Below are 24,454 nucleotides of genomic sequence, written 5' to 3'. Positions count from 1 at the left end.
CATAGACTTACCTACTTTCACTTTTCATAATAAAACTATTTTAATTTAATATTGATGGATTTTCCATATTTTAATATAAATACTTTGTTCGATTGGGCACTTTGTATTTCATATTTAAAAATCAAAACCTATTTAACTTTTTATATTCCGAACAATATTTTTATATAAGTATTTTAATGATATTCAATTCATTACAAACCCTTGATATTACAATTGTTATCGACCATCAAAATGTGTCTATACTGTGTCTATTATCAGAATAAAAAGATATTTCTAATTGATTTTAAACGTCGTTATGTTATATTTCTTGTAAGGGTTTACACAAAGTGTAAAAACGCTATATTTTATCAAATGTGATGGAGGTGACTTGCTTGAAACAAATCACATGGCACGACTTACAACATATCATTAAAGATGGTGATGTGATTGGTTTACCAGCATTAGCTGTAGCCAACTTACCCGCCGAAGTTCTACGTGCTGTGTTAGCGCAACATGACACATATCATACGCCCAATGATTTAACGTTTATATTAGCGAATGATATTCATAGTTTAGGTGCCGCACCGGATTTAGATGATTTTATAGAACGTCGCATGATTAAACGTGTCATTATGAGTATTTTAACGGCTTCTTCCAAAACGGCACAAGCAATGAAAAATAATGACATTGAAGCTTATTTTTTACCACAAGGTATCATTGCAACTCATTATCGTCAGAGTAATCAATTATTACCTGGAGTTATTACTAAAATCGGATTAAACACAGCTGTTGATCCTAGATACGGTGGCGGTAAAGTAAATACACGAACAACGGATGATTTAGTTTCATTAGTAACCATCAACGATGAAACATACTTACATTACACATTCCCTAGCGTTGATGTGGCACTACTGAGAGGAACATACGCAGATCAACAAGGTAACATTTATTTAACTCAAGAAGCGTACTTGAGCGAGTGTTATCATGTCGCATTAAACGCGAAAGCCAATCATGGGAAAGTTATTGTACAAGTTAAAGCTTTAGTTGACGACTATCAACTAAAACCGAATGAAGTTGTTATCCCAGGAAATCTTGTCGATTATGTATACGTCACAGAAGATGAAAAGAATCACCGCCAAGTAATTCAAAGTCATTATTTACCAGCCTTGTCTGGAGAAGAACGAATTGATGGAATACCTGAACCCGCATTACCTTTTAATAGTCGCAAATTGATTCTCCGACGTGCTGCTCAGTTTTTAACTTATGGCGATACAATTAGCATCGGTTATGGCATCAATAATGAACTCTCTAATTTATTGCATGAAGAATGTGTTGAACATGATGTGCAACCGATTTTAGATGTTGGCATTTTCGGTGGATTCGTTGGGAGTCGTGAACATTTTGGTATGAATTACAATGCAGATGTGCGCATGCCTCATGATCGAGCATGGGATTTTATTTATAACAATGGTGTATCAGTTGCCTATCTTAGCTTTGCTGAGGTTGATCAATACGGCAATGTCAACGTGTCTTACTTCAATGACCGACTAAATGGATGTGGTGGCTTTATAGACATTACGCAATCTGTAAATAAAATTATCTTTTCAGGTACTTTTGTAGCTGGCAGTCATGTCTCATGCCATAATCAACGATTAAACATTGAAACTGAAGGACAAAACCAGAAATTTGTATCAGATGTGAGCCATATCGACTTTAATGCACAATATTCACAATCACTCGAGCAAGAAATCTATTTTGTTACTGATCGTGCAGTATTCGAACTCACCAATCAAGGCTTGAAACTAATTGAAATTGCACCAGGTCTTGATTTGCATAAAGATATTTTGAATCAAATGGCTTTTAAACCAATTATTGCTGATCATTTAAAATTAATTGATACCAGCATTTACAAAGAAAAATGGGGACAACTTAAACAATCAATTCATAAAGTATGAAAGTGAAGCTAAAGGGGGTATACTAATGAATTTCGATTGGATAAAAACGCGTTCAGACTTCGATGATGACAAGCCTGCCGTTATTGATCACGCAAAACAAACATCTTGGACATACCAACAACTCAATGCACGCGCTGATAATATGGCACATTATTTAACATCTCAAGGTGTTAAAAAAGGCGATGTTATCGGTATTTTTGCGCCAAATGATATTGCAATATTAGATTTATTGTTTGCTTGTTTTAAAACAGGTGCGGTTTTTTTACCATTGAATTGGCGGCTTAACCCAAAAGAAATTGCAGCCATTGTGGAAGATGCACAATTAAAACTGCTCTTCTATGCTGAAAAACATTTAAGTTCACTCACCGATATTGACCAAAACTTATTGCATATGGATATTGATGTGGCGCAATATGATGAAATCGTAAATCCAGATTATCACCAACCTTTTCAAGCAACACCTGTTGAACCACAAGATCTTGCAGCATTAATTTATACAAGTGGTACAACCGGATCACCTAAAGGTGTGATGTTCTCATATGAATCATTTGTTCATAACGGTGCAAACTTAGAGCTGACGTATAAGTTCAATTCAAACTATATTACGATTGTATCAACACCAATGTTCCATGTTTTAGGGTTTAACGATACTGTATTACCAGTATTAATGTCAGGTGGCACACTTATTCTTCAACGTTACTTTAACGGCGAAGAATTGAATGACATGATTGCACAATATCACCCTACATTTATTATCATGATTCCGACAATGTATTATAGTACGCTACGTGCTAGTAATTTTAATCCTGAAAATTTTAGAGCTATGGATTATATCATCCAAGGTGGTTCACAACCATTACCAAGTATCCAAGCAGCTTTTAAACAATATGGCATAAACATTATTAACGGCTATGGTTTAACTGAAGCACCTCTTGTACTTGTTAATACACCGGAAAATTCAAAACGTAAGCCAATGAGTATTGGTAAAGCAGTCATGTTCGTTGATGCACGTATCCTTGATGATAACGGTGAGGAAGTACCTACTGGTGAGATTGGCGAACTTGCAATTAAGGCTAAAAATGTCACGCCAGGATATTGGAATAAACCAGCAGAGACTGCCAAAGCATTTCATGGTCGATATTTATTAACTGGTGACTTAGCGAAGATGGACAACGATGGCGATATATTTATTATTGACCGCAAAAAAGAATTAATCATAACTGGTGGCGAAAATGTCTTACCATCCGAAGTCGAAAATGCTTTAGCTGAGCATCCACTAGTAGACCGGTGTGTGGTCGTTGGCTATGATCATCCAAAATATGGTGAATCAATTGCTGCAGCCATTATACTTCGCGAAGATGAACCTCATTACGCTGAAATTTTAAATCAACATATGCGAAGTCGTTTAGCAGGTTATAAAGTCCCAAGAATGTATGTACCAGTGACACATATGCCGTTAAACAGTACGCAGAAACCAGATAAACTTGCGATTCGACAAATGATGAATGACAAAGTCTCGCAAACACTTTAAAGGTGATAAAAATTTTTGACATTTAGTGTAAGCGTTTACAAATAAAGCGTGTTGTTTTTGAATTAAATGCATTTCACATTAGTATTCATATTATTTTTAGGAGGAATTTATATGACATTTGAAAAAGAAACGGTCTTAAAAACATTATTTCCTGAAGATGTACTTAGTATTGCTAAAGGTTTAACAGACGGTGAAGTCGAATTTTTACAACAAGTAGATTCATTGCTAGAAAGTAAGTACCGTGAAAATATTAATCAACATTGGATAGACGCTACTGTACCCGAGGACTATTTTAAAGATCTGGGAGAATTAAATTATTTTAACAATCCATTACTTTACAAGGATCGTCCAAACGCCAAAATGCCTAGTCAACTATTTCAGTTTTTCATGTCTTACCTACTCGCGCGATTTGATATTTCCTTAGCTACCCTACTCGGTGTTCACCAAGGTTTAGGGCATAACACTTTCTATTTCGGAGGTAGCAAAGAACAAATTGCGAAATATGTACCTAAATTACAGTCACATGAACTGCGTACATGCTTTGCTTTAACTGAACCAGAACACGGTTCGGACGTTGCGGGAGGTCTTGAAACAGTCGCTGAACGCCAAGGCGATACTTGGGTTATCAATGGTGAAAAGAAATGGATTGGTGGTGCACATGTATCTGATGTCATTCCAGTATTCGCAGTAAATAAAGAAACTGGCAAACCCCATTGCTTTGTAGTCAGACCAGAACAAGATGGCGTCGATATTGAAGTCATTGATAATAAAATCGCACTTCGCATTGTTCCTAACGCCCTAATTAAATTAACTAATGTCAAAGTAGATGAAGCGGATCGCTTACAAAACATAACAAGCTTTAAAGATATTGCCAAAATTCTTTATTCAACGAGAGCAGGCGTTGCTTATATGGCTACAGGTGGTATGGCTGGCGCTTTACGTGCCACATTAGATTATGTCACTGAGCGTAAGCAATTCGGCAAACCAATTAGTAAATATCAGTTAATACAAGAAAAGCTAGCAATGATGCAAGGTAATTTAGCTCAAGCAATGGCAACATGTGCTCAATTAGCTAATATGCAAGCACATGGTGAATATGACGAGGTTGCAACTTCAACGGCGAAGATGATGAATGCCTTACGTTTGCGTGAGACAGTAGCTATGGGCCGCGGTATTACAGGTGGTAATGGCATACTAGCTGACGATTATGATATTGCACGTTTCTTCTCTGATGCAGAAGCGATTTACACGTACGAAGGTACACATGAAATTAATGCCTTAGTAATTGGACGCGCTTTGACTGGAGATTCTGCTTTCGTATAAATAGCAAATAATTATATGAGATGCATTAATTTCACTAAAAAAGACTTATTTTAAGCATAAAGCTTTTTCCTTAAATAAGAGGCTAAGATGACTGTCAAAGATACTTAATTAATTTTATAAAATAGCAACGTTATTCCAATTATCTTAATGGTTATCTTATCCTCAACTAAATTGGAGGAATCACTATGACAATTAATAAAGTAACCGTTCTTGGCGCAGGCACAATGGGCGCTCAACTGGCAGCACTTTTTGTGAATGCTGGACTTAAAGTAAAACTATTAGATATTGTAGTGGACAAAAACGATCCAAATCTCATTGCGAAAAAATCTTACGATAAAATTACAGATAAGAAACGGCCGCTACTATTCGACTTAAATCTAGCGAGTCATTTAACATATGGTAATTTTGATGATGACTTGGTAAATGATGATGCTGATTTATATATCGAAGCAGTCAAAGAAGATATTGAAATTAAGCATGCTGTTTGGCAACAAGTTCTACAACATGCTAAAGAAGATGCTTTATTCGCTACAAATACATCAGGTATTCCAATTAATGCGATTGCTCAAGCATTTAACGAGAAGGATCAAGAACGATTCTTTGGTCTACATTTCTTTAACCCACCACGTATTATGAAATTAGTGGAGTTAATACCTACGTCACACACGAAGGAATCTATTATATTAGATGTAAAAAATTTCGCGCAAAATGTGTTAGGTAAAGGTGTCATTGTCGTCAATGATGTGCCTGGCTTTGTCGCAAATAGAGTCGGCACGCAAACAATGAATGATATTATGTATCGCGCCGAGCAACACAAGATAAGCATTGTAGATGTGGATGCTTTAACTGGGCAAGCGATTGGTCGTCCTAAAACAGGTACATATGCGCTATCTGACCTAGTCGGTTTAGATATTGCAGTGTCTGTAATTAAAGGCATGCAACAAGTACCTGAAGAAACACCTTATTTTCATGATGTCAAAATTGTAAATACGTTGTTTGACAATGGCGCACTCGGACGTAAAACGAAACAAGGATTTTACAAAAAGGATAAAGAAACTAAAGCTCGACTTGTTTACGATGTTGAAAAACAAGATTATGTACCTGTATCGCAACCACAATTACCAATTTTAAATGAATTTAATAAAGACTTAGTGCATAACCTTGATACCATATTCAATGCGCAAGACGAAGCGGGACTATTTTTATGGGAGACATTACGTAATAATTTCTATTACTCTGCTATCAATGTACCTAAAGCTACCGATGATTTCCGAGACATAGACCGTGCGCTTGTCTGGGGGTTCAACTGGAAACTTGGTCCATTCCAATTATGGGATGCAATGGGATACGAACGTGTTAAAACACGTATGGAAGACGAACTTGGAGACTTACCACAATGGATTAGTGATTTAGATGGTGGCTTTTATAAACAAGATGAGACCATTGAATATGCAACACCTATTTCTCACTTCGTAAAAGATGAACTTTGGGATAAAGGTGATGCCAAACTTTCCGTAACTCATGATGATCAACTGTTACTGAAATTACAAAGTAAAAATAATGTCATTACCGATGAATTCAACGATGCGTTAGTTGATGCGATTGATTTACTGGAAAATGACCATTACACAAGTATGGTTATTTATGCAGATGGTAACAATTTCAGTGTGGGTGCTAACCTTTTCTTAATGAAAAAGGCGCATGAAGACGGTCTTGTAGATGATGTCGTTGCACAATCAATTGATAAATTACATTATAGCTTTAATCGTTTGAAGTATAGTTTGAAACCAGTAGTCACAGCTGTTCAAGGTCGTGCCTTAGGCGGTGGCTGTGAGCTTGTACTTTACTCACCTATTGTTGTCGCTGCAAGTGAAACATATATCGGTCTTGTTGAAGCAGGTGTTGGCTTATTACCGAGTGGCGGTGGCCTTGCAGAAATGGCTGATCGCATATTACGCACATCGCATAAGTTTGATGACAAACAAGCTTCCATGACAAAAGTACTGACGAATATCGCATTTGCGAAAGTCTCTACAAATGCCTTTGAGGCACGTCGTTATGGTTATTTACGTGATACAGATACGATTATTTTCAATACAGCACAACGTGTCGAAGTTGCGCTCAAACGTGCGAAATATGAAGCAGAAACAAACTATATTCCGAATCCTAGACATCAATATATCGCTTTAGGTGAAGACTTCAAAGCATTGATCCAAGGACAATTAGATGCGCAAAGACGGGGTCATTTTATTAGCGACCATGATTATCATATTGCCTTAAATATCGCCACAATTTTAGCGGGTGGTGATTTACCAAGAAATACATTTATCAATCAACGTTACATTCAATCGTTGGAGAAAATTGGCTTTATTGACTTACTAAAATCTAAAAAATCATATGAAAGAATTGCACATATGTTAAAAACTGGTAAGCCATTACGTAATTAAAAGATAGTCATTAAGAGAGGATGATAACCATGCAAGAAGCATACATTGTAGCTTATGGGCGTTCAGCCGCAGCGAAAGCAAAGCAAGGCGCATTATTCCACGAAAGACCTGATGATGTCGCAGCCAAAGTATTACAAGGCGTATTGAAACGTATTGACGGAAAATTCAATAAGAATATGATTGAAGATGTCATTGTTGGTACGGCTTTTCCAGAAGGATTACAAGGCCAAAACATTGCACGAACGATTGCATTGCGTGCGGGATTATCTGACACGGTACCGGGTCAAACAGTGAATCGCTACTGCTCATCAGGATTACAAACCATCGCGATTGCAGCCAATCAAATTATGGCTGGTCAAGGAGATATACTTGTAGCTGGTGGCGTTGAATTGATGAGTGCCGTACCAATGGGTGGCAACGAGCCCACAAACAATCCAACCTTACAATATGATGATATAGGTGCGTCATATCCTATGGGTTTAACTGCTGAAAATGTAGCATCCCAATTTGACGTATCACGCGAAGATCAAGATGCTTATGCTGTCAGAAGTCATCAACGTGCCTATGACGCACAACGTGATGGTCGGTTCAAAGATGAAATTATTCCAATACAAGTAAACTCAGTTGAATATACAAACGCAGGACCAAAAGTACACACAAATATCTTTGACCAAGATGAATTTATACGCCCTGACACCACGATGGAGGCATTAGCCAAATTACGTACAGTATTTAAAGCTGACGGCACTATGACTGCAGGAACATCTGCCCCACTTTCTGATGGTGCAGGATTTGTAGTTTTAATGTCTGGAGATAAAGTGAAAGAACTCGGCGTGACACCTATTGCACGATTCGTTGGTTTTAAGGCAGTAGGCGTTGACCCGAAAATTATGGGTATTGGGCCTGCATATGCGATTCCTGAAGTATTGTCACTCAGCAATCTATCTGTTGAAGACATTGATTTGATCGAATTGAACGAAGCATTTGCTTCTCAAACGATTGCATCTATTAAAGAAGTAGGTCTAGATATATCACGTACGAATGTGAATGGTGGCGCTATTGCTTTAGGTCATCCATTAGGTGCTACAGGCGCAATGTTAACCGCGCGTTTACTTAATGAAATGGGTAGACGTCCCGATAGCCGTTACGGCATGGTTACGATGTGTATTGGTGTCGGCATGGGTGCAGCTGCTATATTTGAATATGTGCGTTAGAATGGTTGATTTTGGATGAAGCGGATTCGTTTTGTTATTGAATGAAGTAGGCTGAAGTTGAAGCCAGTTGAAGTTGAAGCGGGTTGAAGCAATTTCGTTTTATTAATGAAGCTGTGTGAAATATAGTGATTGAACAAAAAAAGTGGTTTAATGGGATGGTGGTTATTTCCGTTTTAGAATTTAACATTTACACGTCTAATTTTAATCATTGTTTTAAATTTTATGAATCGAAGCCCTTTGATTTAATAATATTTGCTAATGCTAGTAACTTATCTGATTGTTCATGTTTAAAATAAAGAAAACCACTCACATCAGTGTGTGTTCGAACTAGACTTGTAAGTTCCAGTTCGGCACGACTTTCTAAAGCAATTATTATTGCTGTGATTGTCGTATATCACTTAGATGTGCGTGGTTTATTTTAATAGGTTAGTAATATATTAGGTCATGTTATGTTTAAGACTATAATGAATAAATAATTTAGAAATATGCTTCCGATTGTTCGATGCTTTAATTCAGTTAGAAGCATCATAGAATGCATGATTACTGTTGTAAAGATACGTAATGTTTTGTATTGACTGTATGTCTTTGGATAGAGTTACAAACTTATTTTGTTACTCTAGGCCCATATGTCGCAGTACCATCTGCATGTGTTGTTACATTGTATGCATTTGTTTTACTTGGCTTCTTGTATGTCGGGCGAGCTCCGTATGACACTTGACCGTTTGCATGTGTTGTTACGTTGTATGCATTTGTTTTGCTTGGCTTGTTTTGTGTTGGGCGAGCGCCATATGATACTTGGCCGTTTCCATGTGTTGTTACGTTATATGCGTTTGTTTTGCTTGGCTTGTTTTGTGTCGGACGAGCTCCGTATGATACTTGGCCGTTTGCATGTGTTGTTACATTGTATGCATTCGTTTCGCTTGGCTTCTTGTATGTCGGACGAGCTCCGTATGATACTTGACCATTTGCATGTGTTGTTACGTTATATGCATTTGTTTCTGATGGCTTATTGAATCTTGGTCTCGCTTCATATCCAAATGTTCCATCGTTGTATTCACGGATACCTGTACCAGCATCTCTATATTTAACATATTTAGGTGTTTTGTTAAATTGCGGTCTCGGACCATATTGAGAAGCTTCTGTTGTTTCAGTTGCTTGAGGTTTAACTTCAATATCACTTGATTCTCCTTGAGTACCTTTTAACGTTGATTCAGTACCTTGTGGTTTTATTTCAAGTTTAGATGAGCTACCTTCAAGACCTTCTAAAATAGGGTTCGTTAACGGTGGGTTTGTATAATTATTGCTTAATGATGGGCCGCTTTGTTCCATTGTTAGAAAATCGGGACCTTGAACGATTTCACCTTGTACCGTTTTATTTTCCATCGTTGGATATTCCGGACCTTTTACAATTTCACCTGTAATTGTGCCCTGTGGAATTTTAACTAATGGTTGTGCAACTGGTTGTGTTGTTTCTTCAGCTTTACCAGCCGTAGTTTTAACCTCTTGTTGGTTATCAACTTTAGGTGCTTGAGGTTCTTCAACTTTCTTCTCTTCTTTTACTACTGGCGATTTTGTTTCAGTTTCTCCGTATTTTTTGACAGTTTTCTTTTTCCAAGAATCATCTGCTTCTTTAACTGCTTTTTTCGTTTCTTCAACTAATTTATCAAAATTAGGTTTATTATCACTATTTGTTTTATAGTTATGTGTTGTAGGATTATATTTCGTTATAGATTTCGGTCTATTTTGTTTAGTTTCCATAAAGAAATCATCAATAATTGAATTTAAGTCATCAATCATTTCTTTTTTAATACGTTCATTTGTAATTTTATGTGGATTGTCTGTATCTCCAAGGATTAAGTCCAGTTTTGCTCGTAACTCTTTCGCGTGCTCCCCATAATCCTTATCACCATAATATGATACAACTAATGTATCAATTTCAGATACGAGATCGTATACTTCCTTAGTTGCTTTATCTTCTTCTGCTGCATTAAAAGTTTTCAAGTCTGAATTCTTATCCTTAATATCTTTAACTTCTCTGTGAAAATCATCCAGTGCTCTCTTTAATGCATCCTGTAGTTCATTGTATTCTTTCATCGAAAGTTCTTCTAAATTATATTTATGAAAATTAGCCATTTTTAAATCTGTACGAGGATTTTCTTTTTTATAATTTGCATACCATTGTTTATAATCTTCATATTGAGATTTCTTTCTCTCCAAAAGATATTGATCTTCCCTTAATACCTTTTCCAACAACCTATCTTTAGCTTCTTTATAAATATTATCTCCATATTCATATTTATTAGTTAATCCTATAGCATAAATTATATAGTCTTCCAAATAATATAGAGCTGAATTTAAATATCTGCTATCTATTAATGTCCCATTTTTACTCCCAGCATTAACTTGTGATTTCCCACTATAATCCTTTGTTACTATCGCATCTGCTTTGTTATCCCATGTAAATAAGCTAGATGCAACTGCTAATGCGCCTAGCGAAATTATTTGCTTTTTCATAATTTTTTAATTCCTCCAAAATGTAATTGCCCAATCTACATTAAAGAAACAAAATATTAAAAGACATTAACTATATATTAACTAGAATAAACAAAGCATTAACTATCTTTTTGTTATAGTTAATTAGCTTTGCAATATACAATAGTGTATAATTTTTTTGATTAATGTACATCAAAGGAGTAACAAAGCATGACAACACAAATGAAAATCAAAACATATTTAGTTGCTGGTATTAAAGCGGCGCTCCTTGATACGACTGGTATTAAATTAGCAAGCAAATCTGAAACTACATCACATACGTATCAACATCAAGCGCTTGTAGATCAATTACATGAATTAATAGCAAACACTGACTTAAATAAATTATCGTACCTAAATTTAGATGCGTTTCAAAAACGCGATATTTTAGCTGCGCACTATATTGCAAAATCCGCTATACGCACTAAAAATTTGGATCAAATGACTAAAGCGAAACAAAGATTAGAAAGTATTTACAATTCAATTTCTAACCCTTTGCATTCACAAAACAATTAATAATTCACCAATAAATCATGTAAGTGTTTGTGACGCCAAATTGCCATACAAATACTTGTCATATGAATATAAACGAATGAAACGATTGCCTATCCCATAGATGGCAACATTAAAAAGACCTCTGAAGGTATCATCTTGATAACTTTAGAGGTCTTTGTTTATATTATTCAAACAAAATTCTTATAGAACGATCGAAGTATGTTTCGTCTTTCTTTTCTTCTTTAATCTGATCAGCTAATGCTGGGTCATCTGTGATAATACCATCAACATTGGTTTGTAAGTATTTCGTTAAATCTTCTTCGCCGTTAATAGTCCAAGTATAGACTTCTTTATTTTCCAAGTGCGCTTGATTAACAAGTCTTGGCGAATAAGAAAAATCTTCGATGACAAAGAAATCTAATGATGTTTCTTTAAAATGACCAAACTGCAACGGAATGATATAACCACACTTGAGATATGGCGCTTCTTTTTTCAACTTAGTCATCACATCATAATCCAAAGACATCACACGATATTGATGTTCAACACCATGCTTTTTCAAAATATCAATAACACGTTGTGTATAATCTGCTGGTTCTTTACCATGTGGCTTTAACTCTACTAGTAGCTTCACATTTGATTGTTTAGCCGTTTCAATAAATTCGTCTAAGGATACAAATTTTGCTTCATGTCCATTTTGACGCATTTTCAAACCGACGATATCTTTGAAATTAGATTCAGAAATATTTTTATTAACACCTGTTAAACGTTTCAAATTGTTATCATGACTAACAACAAATTGTTTATCTTTCGTCATAATTGTATCTAACTCAACGTATTCGACATTCGCTTTTGCAGCAGCTTTCAATGACGGAATAGAATTTTCAACACCTTTATCTTCGAAACCACGATGGCCAATAATGGAGATATTTGTATTGATAGTATTATTGTAAAGTAAGTACATGTTATAACCGATAAAACATGTCACTGCAAGCACCATTGAAATTATAAAGAACCTAGACTTCCGTTTCGGTTTTGGATATTTAAATTCTAAGCCCGGTTGGTCTAATACATTCTCTTGTTTTAAGTGCAGTACTAACACACTGATTAATGATAATTTCGTAAATAAATAATAGAAGAACAATGCGCTTTTCAATACAACAAATAAAATTGATGAGACTAAAAACTTATCTCCTTCTTCATCTACACAAATAGCAAGATATGTTGCTCCTGAAATAATTAATGTTAAAATCGCACCAATGATGAGTTCTAATATAACTATTTCTATAACAAGCCGAAACTTATTTCGCTTCGTAATTTGCCAACTTAGTCTCATATTTTTAAATAACGACTGGCGGTTTAAAATCGTTAACGGTAGAGTAAATATTAATTTAAAATTTAATATAAATACAGCAATCATAAAGGTACCGTAAATGATTATACCTTTCGTCGTTTTCATAAGTTCTTCCGTTAAAAATTTAGGTATGTAAATATTTTTTGTTAATACTGAACTTAGTCCTAGGTTGGCAATGGGTATCATTAACATTAAATAAATGACAAAGAAAATAACTGGTACACCTATGAGTTTACGCACATTTACAAAGGCATTTTTAAAAATGGATTTAAATGTAATAATCTGTCGATCAAAGCCGGCATAAACCATATAAACTAACAATGAAAACTCTACATAAATCAGAAAGGCAACACTTAATATGAATATAATAAGAAGTATCACACTGGCGGGATGACTAACGATTTCCGTCCAATTGTTAATCGTAAGTTGGCTTTGCCCAGCTACTTTTAACATCATATTAAATAGTAAAATTAAGTATGTACTACTAATAAAAATCATGATTAACTGCAATAGTAAGGCATTAATGCTAAAACGCCCTTTATTTTGATACAGTAATTTAAATACTGCCCATATATCTTTACTAATTCTCTTCATAATCACGCTCCGCATTGCTTTAATATTAAGTTTCATCTTAATATTTTTCATTACTCAGGGTCAATAAAAATTTGAAAAGACTCATATTCATATGCAAGTAGCAAATAATAACCCATTCAACATCAGCTAAATGATGATATTGGAACCCCACCTTTAACAAGACATCACATTCTTTATCAGCATAGCTACTTACAAAAACGTCTTCCTTCAACCATTGTAGAAGTTGTCTCATATACTTACTACGTCTTGCTAATACTCAATACTCAATTGAAAAAGAAGCATATGCCCCTTCACTCTTGAAGTTGCATATGCTTTCTTTTCGGTCTGAATTGTATTTATAATTCAACGGGAATTTTCCCTTTGAAGTTAACATAACGGTAGGCTGCTTTAACAGCTTCATCATCGGGCGCTTCGACATCTTCTAATTCATATGCAATGCCCAATGTTTTCCACTTATGAACACCTAACTGATGATATGGCAGAATTTCAAACTTTTCGACGTTATCAAGAGAATTAATAAATTCCCCTAGTTTAATTAAATCGTCTTTATCATCAGAATAACCAGGCACAAGGACATGTCGAATCCATACAGGTTGTTTCATATCTGACAGTTTGCGCGCGAAGTTAAGGATGTGTGTATTAGGCTTTCCTGTCAATCTAATATGTTTGTCATTATCAATATGTTTTATATCTAATAATATCAAGTCTGTATGTTTTTGTAATTCTTCAAAATGCCTTTGAAATGCTTTTGTATCATTAGCACATCCAGCCGATGTGTCTAAGCAAGTGTGCACACCATTTTCTTTTAATTCTGCAAATAATTTTTCTAAGAATGGCATTTGTAACAATGGTTCGCCACCACTGACTGTTACACCGCCACCCGATGCATCAAAGTATGGTTTGTATGGTAATATTTCATTCACCATTTCATCAACTGTGACTTCTCTTGATGGCTCACTAATTTTCCAAGTATCTGGATTGTGGCAATACAAGCATCTAAGTAAGCATCCTTGTGTAAATAATATATATCTTAATCCCGGTCCATCGACAGTACCTAAACTTTCGACAGAATGTAAGTGTCCCTTAAGCATAGTGCTCCCACCTTAAATTTTGTTACATACTTTCATGGAATGTACGAGAAATTACATCTAATTGTTGTTCACGTGTTAATTTAATGAAGTTAACAGCGTAACCAGATACACGGATTGTTAACTGTGGATATTCTTCTGGATGTTCCATTGCATCTATTAATGTTTCACGGTTAAATACGTTAATATTTAAGTGGTGACCACATTGCATTGCGTAACCATCTAACATACTAGTTAAGTTACGGTTTTGATCTTCTGGTTCTTTACCTAATGATTTTGGTACGATACTGAATGTATTTGAAATACCATCTTTACAGCAATCGTAAGGGATCTTAGCTACAGAACTTAATGAAGATAATGCACCTTTTTGGTCACGGCCATGCATTGGGTTTGCACCTGGAGCAAATGGTTCGCCAGCTTTACGTCCGTCTGGTGTGTTACCAGTTTTCTTACCGTATACAACGTTTGAAGTAATTGTTAATACACTCATTGTATGTTCTGAATCACGATATGTTTTATGACTACGTAATTTAGTCATGAAGCGTTCTACTAAATCAACTGCAATATCATCTACACGGTCGTCATTGTTACCGTATTTAGGGAAGTCGCCTTCGATTTCAAAGTCTACTACAAGACCTTCTTCGTTACGAATTGGTTTAACTTGTGCATATTTAATTGCAGATAATGAGTCAGCTGCTACTGATAAACCAGCGATACCTGTTGCCATTGTACGTACAATTTCTGTATCATGTAATGCCATTTCAATACGTTCATAGCTGTATTTATCGTGCATGTAGTGAATAACATTTAATGAGTTAATGTAAACACCTGCTAGCCAATCCATCATTTGATCAAATTTCTTGAATACTTCGTCATATTCTAATACTTCGCTGTTAATACCTTCGAAGTTTGGACCAACTTGTGCACCAGATTTTTCATCTTTACCACCATTGATAGCGTAAAGTAATGTTTTAGCTAAGTTCGCACGTGCACCGAAGAATTGCATTTGTTTACCAATTGTCATCGCTGATACACAACATGCGATACCATAGTCATCGCCATAGCTTTCACGCATAATGTCATCATTTTCATATTGGATAGAACTTGTTTTAATACTCATTTTTGCACAGTATGTTTTGAAGTTGTCAGGTAAACGTACTGACCATAATACTGTTAAGTTTGGTTCTGGAGCTGGACCTAAGTTATCTAATGAGTGTAAGAAACGGAATGAGTTTTTCGTAACAAGTGGACGTCCGTCAATACCTACACCACCGATAGATTCAGTTACCCAAGTTGGGTCTCCAGAGAATAATTCATTGTAATCAGGTGTACGAGCAAATTTAACAATACGTAATTTCATGATGAAGTGGTCAATAATTTCTTGAACTTCGCTTTCAGTAATAACGCCTGCTTTAAGGTCACGTTCAGCATAGATATCTAAGAATGTTGATGTACGACCTAAACTCATTGCTGCACCGTTTTGTTCTTTAATTGCAGCAAGGTATGCTAAGTATAACCATTGAACTGCTTCTTTGAAGTTTTCTGCTGGACGGCTTAAATCGAAACCATATTTTTGTCCAAGTTCTTTTAATTCTTTTAATGCACGATATTGTTCTGATAATTCTTCACGTAAACGAATTACATCTTCTGACATTTCTGTAGACATCGTGTTGAAGTCGTGCATTTTTTCTTCCATTAAGAAATCTACACCATATAAAGCTACACGACGATAGTCACCGATAATACGTCCACGTCCGTATGCATCAGGTAAACCAGTGATTACACCTGCTTTACGGCAGTTCAACATTTCTCTAGAATATGCATCGAATACACCTTGGTTATGTGTTTTACGATAATCTGTAAAGATTTTTTCAGTTTCTTCGTCTAATTCGTAACCGTAAGCTTCACAAGCTGCTTTCGCCATACGAATACCACCGAATGGTTGCATTGAACGTTTGAATGGCTTTTCAGTTTGTACACCTACAATTGTTTCTAAATCTTTGTCTAAATAACCAGCATCATGAGATGTGATTGTTGAAGCTACTTTCGTGTCCATATCCCACATGCCGCCACGTTCACGTTCTTCTTTCGATAACTGCATTACTTGTTCCCAAAGTTTAGAAGTTGCTTCTGTTGGTCCTGCTAAAAATGAATCATTACCTTCATAAAGAGTGTAGTTTAATTGGATAAACTCTCTTACATCTACGTGTCTGTTCCATCTTCCATTTTTAAATCCTTGCCAAGCTGTTGCATGATTTTTATTTGTTTCTAACATACTAAACGCCTCCATCTGTATAATGTTGTGAATTTGAAATGCTATGTTAACGTTTTCATAGTCATTGTAGCATGTTTGTTGTGATTTTTTTCACATAAATTATGTACAATTTTCATCAAATGTATGTCAAAACATAGAAACTGTACTAATTTGTGTAACAGTAATATGCTAATTGCATTCTGTTACACAACAGTTATAATGTTCACTATTTTCATTGCTTTAAAAGTTAATTTAGGAGTATATATTTGTTTATAAAAAATGATTGTTGATAAGCGTTAAATCAACACTTAGAAAGATTTACTTTTATATATGAAGAGACTGGATTAAATACTTTTATTGACGTAAAAATTCACTTTTGAACCGTTCAATATCTTGCCGATTTTTATATAACAGCTACAAATAAAATATAACAGTTTGATTTTACAGCCTCGGTAAATCGTCTTGACAAACAAAAATTTTGTGCTATCACAACATTTGCAACGTCTTAACAAGTCATCTATAAACATTTCTAAATATTTAACATTACTTATGCGTCATTTATTGCTAAAATTATTGTATTAAAATATACATAGAATTGATGGGATATCATGAAATCAAAAATTTATATCTTGCTATTATTTCTCATTTTTTTATCAGCATGCGCTAATACGCGTCACTCTGAATCCGATAAAAATGTATTAACAGTTTATTCTCCGTATCAATCAAACTTGATTCGTCCAATTTTAAATGAATTTGAAAAACAAGAGCATGTCAAAATTGAAATTAAACACGGATCTACTCAAGTACTGCTTTCAAACTTGCATAACGAAGATTTTTCGGAGCGTGGTGATGTCTTTATGGGTGGTGTGTTGTCAGAAACAATTGATCATCCAGAAGATTTTGTTCCCTATCAAGATACATCTGTAACACAGCAATTAGAGGATTATCGCTCGAACAATAAATATGTTACTAGTTTTCTATTAATGCCAACAGTTATAGTAGTGAATTCAGATTTACAAGGAGATATTAAGATTCGAGGTTATCAAGATTTATTACAACCTATACTTAAAGGTAAAATTGCGTACTCAAATCCAAATACAACAACGACAGGCTATCAACATATGCGTGCTATTTATAGCATGCATCATCGAGTAAGTGATGTGCATCAATTCCAAAACCATGCGATGCAACTGTCAAAGACGTCTAAAGTCATTGAAGATGTTGCAAAAGGTAAATATTACGCAGGTCTAAGCTACGAACAAGATGCACGCACATGGAAAAACAAAGGTTATCCTGTATCAATCGTTTATCCAATTGAAGGAACAATGTTAAATGTTGATGGTATTGCTTTAGTTAAAAATGCACACCCTCATCCTAAGCGTAAAAAGTTAGTGCAATATTTAACAAGCCGCTCAGTACAACAACGATTAGTTGCAGAGTTCGATGCCAAGTCAATTCGAAAGGATGTTAGTGAACAAAGCGATCAGTCTATCGAAAATCTTAAGAACATACCTTTAATACCGAAATCTAAATTACCGGATATTCCACATCATAAATTTTTGGAGATGATTCAATGACGGCATACAAACCTTATAGACATCAATTAAGACGATCGTTATTTGCGTCTACTATTTTTCCAGTATTTTTAGTCATTATTATTGGACTAGTAAGCTTCTATGCCATCTATATTTGGATTGAGCATCGTACGATTCATCAACATGTTGATGAAAGTCAGTCATCTTTACATCATACTGAAAAGCAGATTCAGACATTTATTACACAGCATAATAATTCGTTTCAAGAGCTCGATTTAACAAATCATCATGATGTGACCGCTACAAAACGTGAATTATTAAAATTAATACACCAACAGCCCGCAACACTTTATTATGAATTATCTGGACCAAATCAGTTTATAACCAATAATTATGAACATTTAAACACTAAAAATATGTATTTATTTTCAACGCATCAGCTTAAATTCAAAAATAGTACATATATGCTTAAAATTTATATGGCTAACACCCCACGTTTAAGTGAAATTAAGAAAGATAACCGACAATTCGCACTTATCGTTGATCAATATGACAATATTTTATACGCCAACGATGACCGTTTTACTATAGGTGAAAAGTATAGACCACAACAATTCGGATTTATGAATGAATCTGTAAAATTAAACCATGCTGACCATCGTCTCATTATTTATAAAGATATACATGAAAACATTGAAGATGGTATCACGTTGTTAATTGTTATGGCCGTAGTTCTTGTTTTACTAGTAATATTTGGTTTCATTAGCGCAGATAATATGGCTAAACGACAAACAAAAGATATCGAAACGATTATTCAAAAAATTTACTATGCCAAAAATCGTCATCTAGGTACATATACGCCTTTAAAAAACAACAGTGAACTAGAAGAAATTAATAATTATATTTACGATTTATTTGAATCAAATGAGCAACTGATCCATTCTATCGAGCATACAGAACGTCGCTTGCGTGATATTCAGTTAAAGGAAATAGAACGCCAATTCCAGCCTCATTTCCTATTCAATACGATGCAAACAATACAATATTTAATTACGTTATCTCCGAAATTAGCACAAACTGTGGTCCAACAATTATCGCAAATGTTACGTTACTCATTACGTACAAACTCACATACAGTGGAATTAAACGAAGAGTTGAACTACATTGAACAGTATGTTGCAATACAAAACATCCGTTTTGATGACATGATTAAGCTCCATATTGAAAGTTCTGAAGAAGCGCGTCACCAGACAATTGGTAAAATGATGCTTCAGCCACTCATAGAAAATGCTATTAAACATGGTAGAGATACTGAGTCATTGGACATTACTATACGCCTGACATTGGCACGTCAGAATTTACATGTTTTAGTTTGCGACAATGGTATCGGGATGTCGTCATCTCGCCTGCAATATGTACGCCAATCTCTTAATAATGATGTATTTGATACTAAGCATTTGGGATTAAATCATTTACACAATAAAGCAATGATTCAATATGGTTCACATGCACGACTCCATATTTTTTCAAAGCGTAATCAAGGTACGTTAATTTGTTATAAAATACCACTTTCAAGGGGGAATGTAGATGTTTAAGGTAGTTATTTGTGATGATGAACGAATTATTCGAGAAGGATTAAAGCAAATCATTCCTTGGGGAGACTATCATTTCAATACAATATACACTGCTAAAGATGGTGTTGAAGCATTATCACTAATTCAACAACATCAGCCAGAATTAGTAATTACTGATATTCGTATGCCACGTAAAAATGGCGTCGATTTACTCAATGATATTGCGCATCTAGATTGTAATGTCATCATATTATCGAGTTACGATGACTTTGAATATATGAAAGCCGGCATTCAACATCATGTTCTTGATTATTTATTAAAACCAGTAGACCATGCACAATTAGAAGTTATTTTAGGAAGACTTGTCCGTACCTTATTAGAGCAACAATCACAGAACGGCCGTAGCTTAGCATCTTGTCATGATGCCTTCCAACCACTATTAAAAGTAGAATACGATGATTATTATGTAAACCAGATTGTGGATCAAATTAAGCAATCTTATCAAACGAAAGTGACTGTTTCAGATTTAATTCAACATATCGATGTTAGTGAATCGTATGCGATGCGAACATTTAAAGATCATGTTGGTATTACAATTGTCGATTATTTAAATCGCTATCGTATTTTACAATCTCTGCAATTGTTAGATCGACATTACAAACACTATGAAATTGCAGACAAAGTAGGCTTTTCAGAGTATAAAATGTTTAGCTATCATTTTAAAAAATATTTACAAATGTCGCCAAGTGATTATTGTAAGCAAGCAAAATAGATTAGCACATAACTAATGATTATGGCGCCTCCATTTTGTTCTATGAAAAAGCGGACTGATAGAGAAGTTTTCACTTTTCTTTCAGTCCGCTTTTTAGAGAGTTTAAATATAAAACAATACTCCCTACAATATTGACACCGCTATATGTCTTTATTGTAAGGAGTAAATTCATTGAGTCACCCTAAGTCGGGCAAATAAGGATACTTCATAACAGGGAATTATGATCTGCCCCGAGACATAGAGATGATATATTTGCAAGGGTAGAAGCAGTATCTTTCATCTCTTCACGCACATGCCGTCGGGGCAGGATTGCCAACTATATTGCAATAGATTGGCGATACTTTTAATCCGATTTATATTAAATTTTTAAACTTCTAATTTTCTTTTCTTCATAGAAAGCAACGATTCCTAATAGAATCATGCCTAGGAATAATGCAACATAGAAGACGATGAAAACATCTGTCCATCCACTTAATGTATATCCAAAGATGTTTAAACCGTTACGTGTTGGATCAGCAATAGCCGCCAAACCAACTTTCGCCATTGAGTCACCGAATAGATACGCGAATGAACCTGTCATTCCGTTTGCTACACTGATGGCATTTTTAGGAACAAAACCAGTCAATGATACACCAATTAATAATTGCGGACCAAAGATTAACGCACCTAATGCAAACAATGAAATGTTAACCATCATGACACTTGTAGCATTTGTGTAGAATAAGACAACAAATGTAATCATAAACATACAGCCAATAGCTACAATTGCACGACGACCTTTTAATAAGTCTGATACGTAGCCCCATAATAAACTTGCAACTAATGCACCAATTTCAAAGTAGAATATCGTATTAACTGCATCGCCTTTACTAAAGTGTAAATGCTCTGACACATATAACGGTGCCCAGTTATCAATACCGATTCGTACAATGTATACAAAGACGTTTGAAACACATAGAATCCATATAACAGGATTTCCCAGGATATATTTTTTAAAGATCTCCCATTTCGTCATACCTTGAGAATCAATATTTTCTTTATCGACCGGCTCTTCCCAAATTTCTTCAGCACGATTCCATCCTAATTCTTCCGGATCATCTTTTCCGATAAATAATGTTGCGATACCAATAAGTAATGCAATCACCGATGGGAAAATGAACATCCCTATAACATTTCCATGGAAGAATACATTAGCACCCCAAAGTGCAACACCACCTGCTATGGCACCACCGATATTATGTGATGTATTCCAGAATCCTAAGTATCGGCCACGTTTCGTTCTTGGCGCCCATCTTGAAATCGTTGAATAACTTGCAGGTCCACCAACTGATTGGAACACCCCGTTAAGTCCCCAAAGTACAATTAATAATCCCATTACAGAACCAAAGTAACTTAAAACAAATCCCATAATTAAAACTGTAATCGCAGATAAGATAAGTAAGAACGAGATAATACGTTTTGTGTTACGTCCATCGACAAAATATCCAAGTAATGTTTTTCCTAAACCGTACGTGATACTAAATGCTAATCCGATATAACCAAGTTCTAATGTAGATAATCCAATTTCCTCTTTTAAAAACGGTTGTGCCGCCTTAAAGTTGTTTCGAATTAAATACATAGCCATATAAACAAAGAACACTACGAAGAAAGCTTGCATGAAGTTTCTAAGCCATAATTTACGTTGTACCGATAATGGAATGCCTTTGTTCGGAATCTTATGGATATCAAAAAAGTTCATCTCTGTCACCTCAATCATTTTCGTTAAGCCAAATATATCACGTCGGTGTAAGCGCTTAATATCCTTAAAATTATTAAATTATCCAAAATACTGAACATAAACACATACTTAGAAACATATTTATGTACTAAAATTAATAAATAGTTAATAGTATTTGACAAGCTTTATCTATAAAATACTTTATGTTGTCAAAATCAACGCTTATACATATGACATAATGACGGAGGACATCATGATTCTATCTATATTACTTATCTTTTTCTGTATCAGACTTGTCAGCTTAAAGATATCTATTAATCACTCAAAACAATTAAAAGCAGACGGTGCAGTTGAATATGGCGTTAAAAATTCGAAGTTTTTAGCAATAACACACGTTTTAATTTATGTATTGGCTGGTGTAGAGGCATTTATTAATAAAGATACATTTAGCTTTGCAAATGGTATTGGCTTAGTTATATTAATCTTTGCTTATATCATGTTATTTATGGTTATTAAAACTTTAGGTGGTATTTGGACATTAAAATTATTCATTTTACCTAACCATCCTATTATTAAATCTGGATTATATAAAATTACAAAACACCCAAATTACTTCTTAAACATCATTCCTGAATTAATCGGTGTATTATTATTAACACACGCAACATATACAACTATTTTATTAGTACCGTATGCGTATTTCTTATATGTACGTATTAAACAAGAAGAGAAATTAATGAATATTTAAAAAGATGAAAGCCTGTCATCACTTTAGTCTACATCGACGTCCATCTTTAAAGTGCATTCTGAAATATTATATTCAGAAACCTTTAAAGTATGTCGTGTCTATGACCATTGTGACAACAGGCTTTTTTTATTATCATATACCTCACTATTGAAAAGGTTATATACTCTTTTCAATGGTGAGGATTGTTACTGTGAATGGGTATGACCATCGCTATATACTTATATAAAGTACACCTTCTTTACAAACAATGACTTGATTTAAGGTGTGAAATTTTTGGCAATGGCTTGGCGACATATGCATTTATTCAACACTGCCACCAGTCTTACTTCAGACAAACTTCAGACTAACCTCGAGTTCGTATTATGCCCACCACATGTCTGCTGGCTTGTCGTAAATATTAACAGATTTCAAAGTTTGACAAGCTTTTTGGAAACCTTCTTCTACTGACATAATAGGATCTTCATGTTCAATACTTAATACATAATCATATCCATTAATAATAAGTTGACTTATGATATCTGCCCATACATATGGACTATGTCCATAACCAACTGTACGGAATGTCCATGCTCTTGTCGCAACGTTACCATATGGTTGCATATCAGTTAGACCATACATATTTACATTTTCTTGATTAATATACGTATCTTTAGCATGGAAGTGATGAATTGCATTTGCTTGGCCTAATATGCGAATCGCAGCAATTGGGTCAATACCTTGCCACCATAGATGACTAGGATCTAAGTTAGCACCGATATATTCATTTGTAGCCTCACGTAACTTCAACATTGTATATGGTGTATGCACTAAAAATCCTGCATGCAACTCTATGGCAATTTTTACATCTTGCTCTTTTGCAAACTCAGCTAAATCTTGCCAATATGGTATCAACTTTTCATTCCACTGATAATCATAAATTTCAGAGTAGGCTGTTGGCCAAGGTGTAACAGGCCAATTAGGCTTTTTAGCGGTATCATCTGATCCTGCAATGCCAGAAAATGTATTAACAACTGGCACGTCTAATAGATTTGCTAAACGGATTGTTTTACGTAACGTTTCATCGGCTTCTTTCGCTTCTATCGGATCTGGAGAAATTGGATTGTTATGACAACTGAAACCACTTATTTGTAAGCCTCTGTCTGTGATTGACTTCATAAATGCTTGGCGCTTGTCTTCATTTTCTAACAACTCATCTAACTTACAAAATTTATCTCCTGGGTTACCACCTGTTCCAACTTCAATCATATCCAATCCAGATTCTGAGACATAATCTAACATATCTTCAAAATTTTTATCGTAAAATAATACTGAAAATACACCTATTTTCATTGAAAAGCACTCC

General features: G+C 34.8%; 17 protein-coding genes. 11 read left to right on the top strand and 6 right to left on the bottom strand.

Annotated features, from left to right (window positions below; all coding sequences use genetic code 11):
• Positions 1 to 371: 371 nt before the first annotated feature.
• The 6 genes from fadX to JG553_RS11790 all read left to right on the top strand — a co-directional run bounded on the left by fadX (position 372) and on the right by JG553_RS11790 (position 8,871).
• On the top strand, positions 372 to 1,934 hold the full coding sequence (fadX, locus tag JG553_RS11815) for a fatty acid degradation protein FadX (RefSeq protein ID WP_000810038.1): 1,563 nt from the start codon (positions 372 to 374) through the stop codon (positions 1,932 to 1,934).
• Between the two features lie 25 nt (positions 1,935 to 1,959).
• Positions 1,960 to 3,465: a long-chain-fatty-acid--CoA ligase FadD gene (gene fadD / locus JG553_RS11810; protein ID WP_001008401.1), complete on the top strand. Its 1,506-nt coding sequence runs from the start codon at positions 1,960 to 1,962 to the stop codon at positions 3,463 to 3,465.
• 111 nt (positions 3,466 to 3,576) lie between these two features.
• Entirely contained in the window at positions 3,577 to 4,788 is a 1,212-nt protein-coding gene (gene fadE, locus JG553_RS11805; RefSeq protein WP_000142189.1) for an acyl-CoA dehydrogenase FadE, read from the top strand.
• Between the two features lie 185 nt (positions 4,789 to 4,973).
• Positions 4,974 to 7,235, top strand: a complete 2,262-nt coding sequence (gene fadB / locus JG553_RS11800) for a 3-hydroxyacyl-CoA dehydrogenase/crotonase FadB (RefSeq protein ID WP_000154514.1) — start codon at positions 4,974 to 4,976, stop codon at positions 7,233 to 7,235.
• A 29-nt stretch (positions 7,236 to 7,264) separates the two neighbouring features.
• The gene (locus JG553_RS11795; protein ID WP_001154617.1) at positions 7,265 to 8,449 is read left to right on the top strand and encodes a thiolase family protein; all 1,185 of its coding nucleotides are present in this window, start codon (positions 7,265 to 7,267) and stop codon (positions 8,447 to 8,449) included.
• A gap of 314 nt (positions 8,450 to 8,763) precedes the next feature.
• Positions 8,764 to 8,871 carry a hypothetical protein gene (locus tag JG553_RS11790; RefSeq protein ID WP_001790533.1) on the top strand — a complete coding sequence of 36 codons (108 nt, stop codon included), beginning with the start codon at positions 8,764 to 8,766 and terminating at the stop codon, positions 8,869 to 8,871.
• 181 nt (positions 8,872 to 9,052) lie between these two features.
• Here JG553_RS11790 and coa read toward each other — a convergent pair whose 3' ends face one another.
• Positions 9,053 to 10,963 (bottom strand): staphylocoagulase, encoded by a 1,911-nt coding sequence (coa, locus tag JG553_RS11785; protein ID WP_000744074.1) that lies wholly within the window; start codon positions 10,961 to 10,963, stop codon positions 9,053 to 9,055.
• A 189-nt stretch (positions 10,964 to 11,152) separates the two neighbouring features.
• Between coa and JG553_RS11780 the strand changes: the two genes are divergently transcribed.
• Positions 11,153 to 11,497, top strand: coding sequence for a complement inhibitor SCIN family protein (locus JG553_RS11780; RefSeq protein ID WP_000211597.1), 345 nt, complete (start codon positions 11,153 to 11,155; stop codon positions 11,495 to 11,497).
• A 163-nt stretch (positions 11,498 to 11,660) separates the two neighbouring features.
• Here JG553_RS11780 and JG553_RS11775 read toward each other — a convergent pair whose 3' ends face one another.
• From JG553_RS11775 to pflB, 3 genes are all read right to left on the bottom strand, one after another.
• Positions 11,661 to 13,424 carry a glycerophosphoryl diester phosphodiesterase membrane domain-containing protein gene (locus JG553_RS11775; RefSeq protein ID WP_000822608.1) on the bottom strand — a complete coding sequence of 588 codons (1,764 nt, stop codon included), beginning with the start codon at positions 13,422 to 13,424 and terminating at the stop codon, positions 11,661 to 11,663.
• A gap of 335 nt (positions 13,425 to 13,759) precedes the next feature.
• Positions 13,760 to 14,515: a pyruvate formate-lyase-activating protein gene (gene pflA, locus JG553_RS11770; RefSeq protein WP_000911657.1), complete on the bottom strand. Its 756-nt coding sequence runs from the start codon at positions 14,513 to 14,515 to the stop codon at positions 13,760 to 13,762.
• A gap of 22 nt (positions 14,516 to 14,537) precedes the next feature.
• Positions 14,538 to 16,787, bottom strand: a complete 2,250-nt coding sequence (gene pflB, locus JG553_RS11765) for a formate C-acetyltransferase (RefSeq protein WP_000894660.1) — start codon at positions 16,785 to 16,787, stop codon at positions 14,538 to 14,540.
• Positions 16,788 to 17,374: 587 nt separating this feature from the next.
• On the opposite strand from pflB, the gene JG553_RS11760 reads away from it, so the two are divergent.
• The 3 genes from JG553_RS11760 to JG553_RS11750 are packed head-to-tail and all read left to right on the top strand — an operon-like array spanning position 17,375 to position 20,647.
• A complete protein-coding gene (locus JG553_RS11760) occupies positions 17,375 to 18,343 on the top strand; it encodes an ABC transporter substrate-binding protein (RefSeq protein ID WP_000837105.1) in 969 nt (322 codons plus the stop codon).
• Entirely contained in the window at positions 18,340 to 19,896 is a 1,557-nt protein-coding gene (locus JG553_RS11755) for a sensor histidine kinase (protein WP_000127982.1), read from the top strand. Before JG553_RS11760 ends, JG553_RS11755 begins: the two co-directional genes overlap by 4 nt.
• Positions 19,889 to 20,647, top strand: a complete 759-nt coding sequence (locus JG553_RS11750) for a response regulator transcription factor (protein ID WP_000477521.1) — start codon at positions 19,889 to 19,891, stop codon at positions 20,645 to 20,647. The genes JG553_RS11755 and JG553_RS11750 overlap by 8 nt, the downstream gene beginning before the upstream one ends.
• Positions 20,648 to 21,005: 358 nt before the next feature.
• Here the strand turns inward: JG553_RS11750 and uhpT are convergent, their stop codons facing one another.
• Positions 21,006 to 22,385: a hexose-6-phosphate:phosphate antiporter gene (gene uhpT / locus JG553_RS11745; RefSeq protein WP_001008722.1), complete on the bottom strand. Its 1,380-nt coding sequence runs from the start codon at positions 22,383 to 22,385 to the stop codon at positions 21,006 to 21,008.
• 232 nt (positions 22,386 to 22,617) lie between these two features.
• Between uhpT and JG553_RS11740 the strand changes: the two genes are divergently transcribed.
• Positions 22,618 to 23,112, top strand: a complete 495-nt coding sequence (locus JG553_RS11740) for an isoprenylcysteine carboxyl methyltransferase family protein (protein WP_000603755.1) — start codon at positions 22,618 to 22,620, stop codon at positions 23,110 to 23,112.
• A 360-nt stretch (positions 23,113 to 23,472) separates the two neighbouring features.
• On the opposite strand, the gene JG553_RS11735 is transcribed toward JG553_RS11740, so the two are convergent.
• A complete protein-coding gene (locus tag JG553_RS11735) occupies positions 23,473 to 24,441 on the bottom strand; it encodes a sugar phosphate isomerase/epimerase family protein (RefSeq protein ID WP_000690419.1) in 969 nt (322 codons plus the stop codon).
• Between the last annotated feature and the right edge of the window lie 13 nt (positions 24,442 to 24,454).

Source organism: Staphylococcus sp. T93 (assembly GCF_016743875.1).
Taxonomy (GTDB): domain Bacteria; phylum Bacillota; class Bacilli; order Staphylococcales; family Staphylococcaceae; genus Staphylococcus; species Staphylococcus aureus.
This window is presented reverse-complemented; position numbering and strand designations above follow the sequence as displayed.

What these genes read in the sequence shown, in the direction of transcription:
- fadE (WP_000142189.1), top strand. Translation starts at nt 3,577, where the DNA reads ATGACATTTGAAAAAGAAACGGTCTTAAAAACATTATTTCCTGAAGAT.
- JG553_RS11755 (WP_000127982.1), top strand. Translation starts at nt 18,340, where the DNA reads ATGACGGCATACAAACCTTATAGACATCAATTAAGACGATCGTTATTT.
- JG553_RS11740 (WP_000603755.1), top strand. Translation starts at nt 22,618, where the DNA reads ATGATTCTATCTATATTACTTATCTTTTTCTGTATCAGACTTGTCAGC.
- uhpT (WP_001008722.1), bottom strand. Translation starts at nt 22,385, where the DNA reads ATGAACTTTTTTGATATCCATAAGATTCCGAACAAAGGCATTCCATTA.
- JG553_RS11735 (WP_000690419.1), bottom strand. Translation starts at nt 24,441, where the DNA reads ATGAAAATAGGTGTATTTTCAGTATTATTTTACGATAAAAATTTTGAA.
- JG553_RS11780 (WP_000211597.1), top strand. Translation starts at nt 11,153, where the DNA reads ATGACAACACAAATGAAAATCAAAACATATTTAGTTGCTGGTATTAAA.
- JG553_RS11760 (WP_000837105.1), top strand. Translation starts at nt 17,375, where the DNA reads ATGAAATCAAAAATTTATATCTTGCTATTATTTCTCATTTTTTTATCA.
- JG553_RS11750 (WP_000477521.1), top strand. Translation starts at nt 19,889, where the DNA reads ATGTTTAAGGTAGTTATTTGTGATGATGAACGAATTATTCGAGAAGGA.
- JG553_RS11795 (WP_001154617.1), top strand. Translation starts at nt 7,265, where the DNA reads ATGCAAGAAGCATACATTGTAGCTTATGGGCGTTCAGCCGCAGCGAAA.
- JG553_RS11775 (WP_000822608.1), bottom strand. Translation starts at nt 13,424, where the DNA reads ATGAAGAGAATTAGTAAAGATATATGGGCAGTATTTAAATTACTGTAT.
- pflA (WP_000911657.1), bottom strand. Translation starts at nt 14,515, where the DNA reads ATGCTTAAGGGACACTTACATTCTGTCGAAAGTTTAGGTACTGTCGAT.
- fadB (WP_000154514.1), top strand. Translation starts at nt 4,974, where the DNA reads ATGACAATTAATAAAGTAACCGTTCTTGGCGCAGGCACAATGGGCGCT.
- fadD (WP_001008401.1), top strand. Translation starts at nt 1,960, where the DNA reads ATGAATTTCGATTGGATAAAAACGCGTTCAGACTTCGATGATGACAAG.
- coa (WP_000744074.1), bottom strand. Translation starts at nt 10,963, where the DNA reads ATGAAAAAGCAAATAATTTCGCTAGGCGCATTAGCAGTTGCATCTAGC.
- pflB (WP_000894660.1), bottom strand. Translation starts at nt 16,787, where the DNA reads ATGTTAGAAACAAATAAAAATCATGCAACAGCTTGGCAAGGATTTAAA.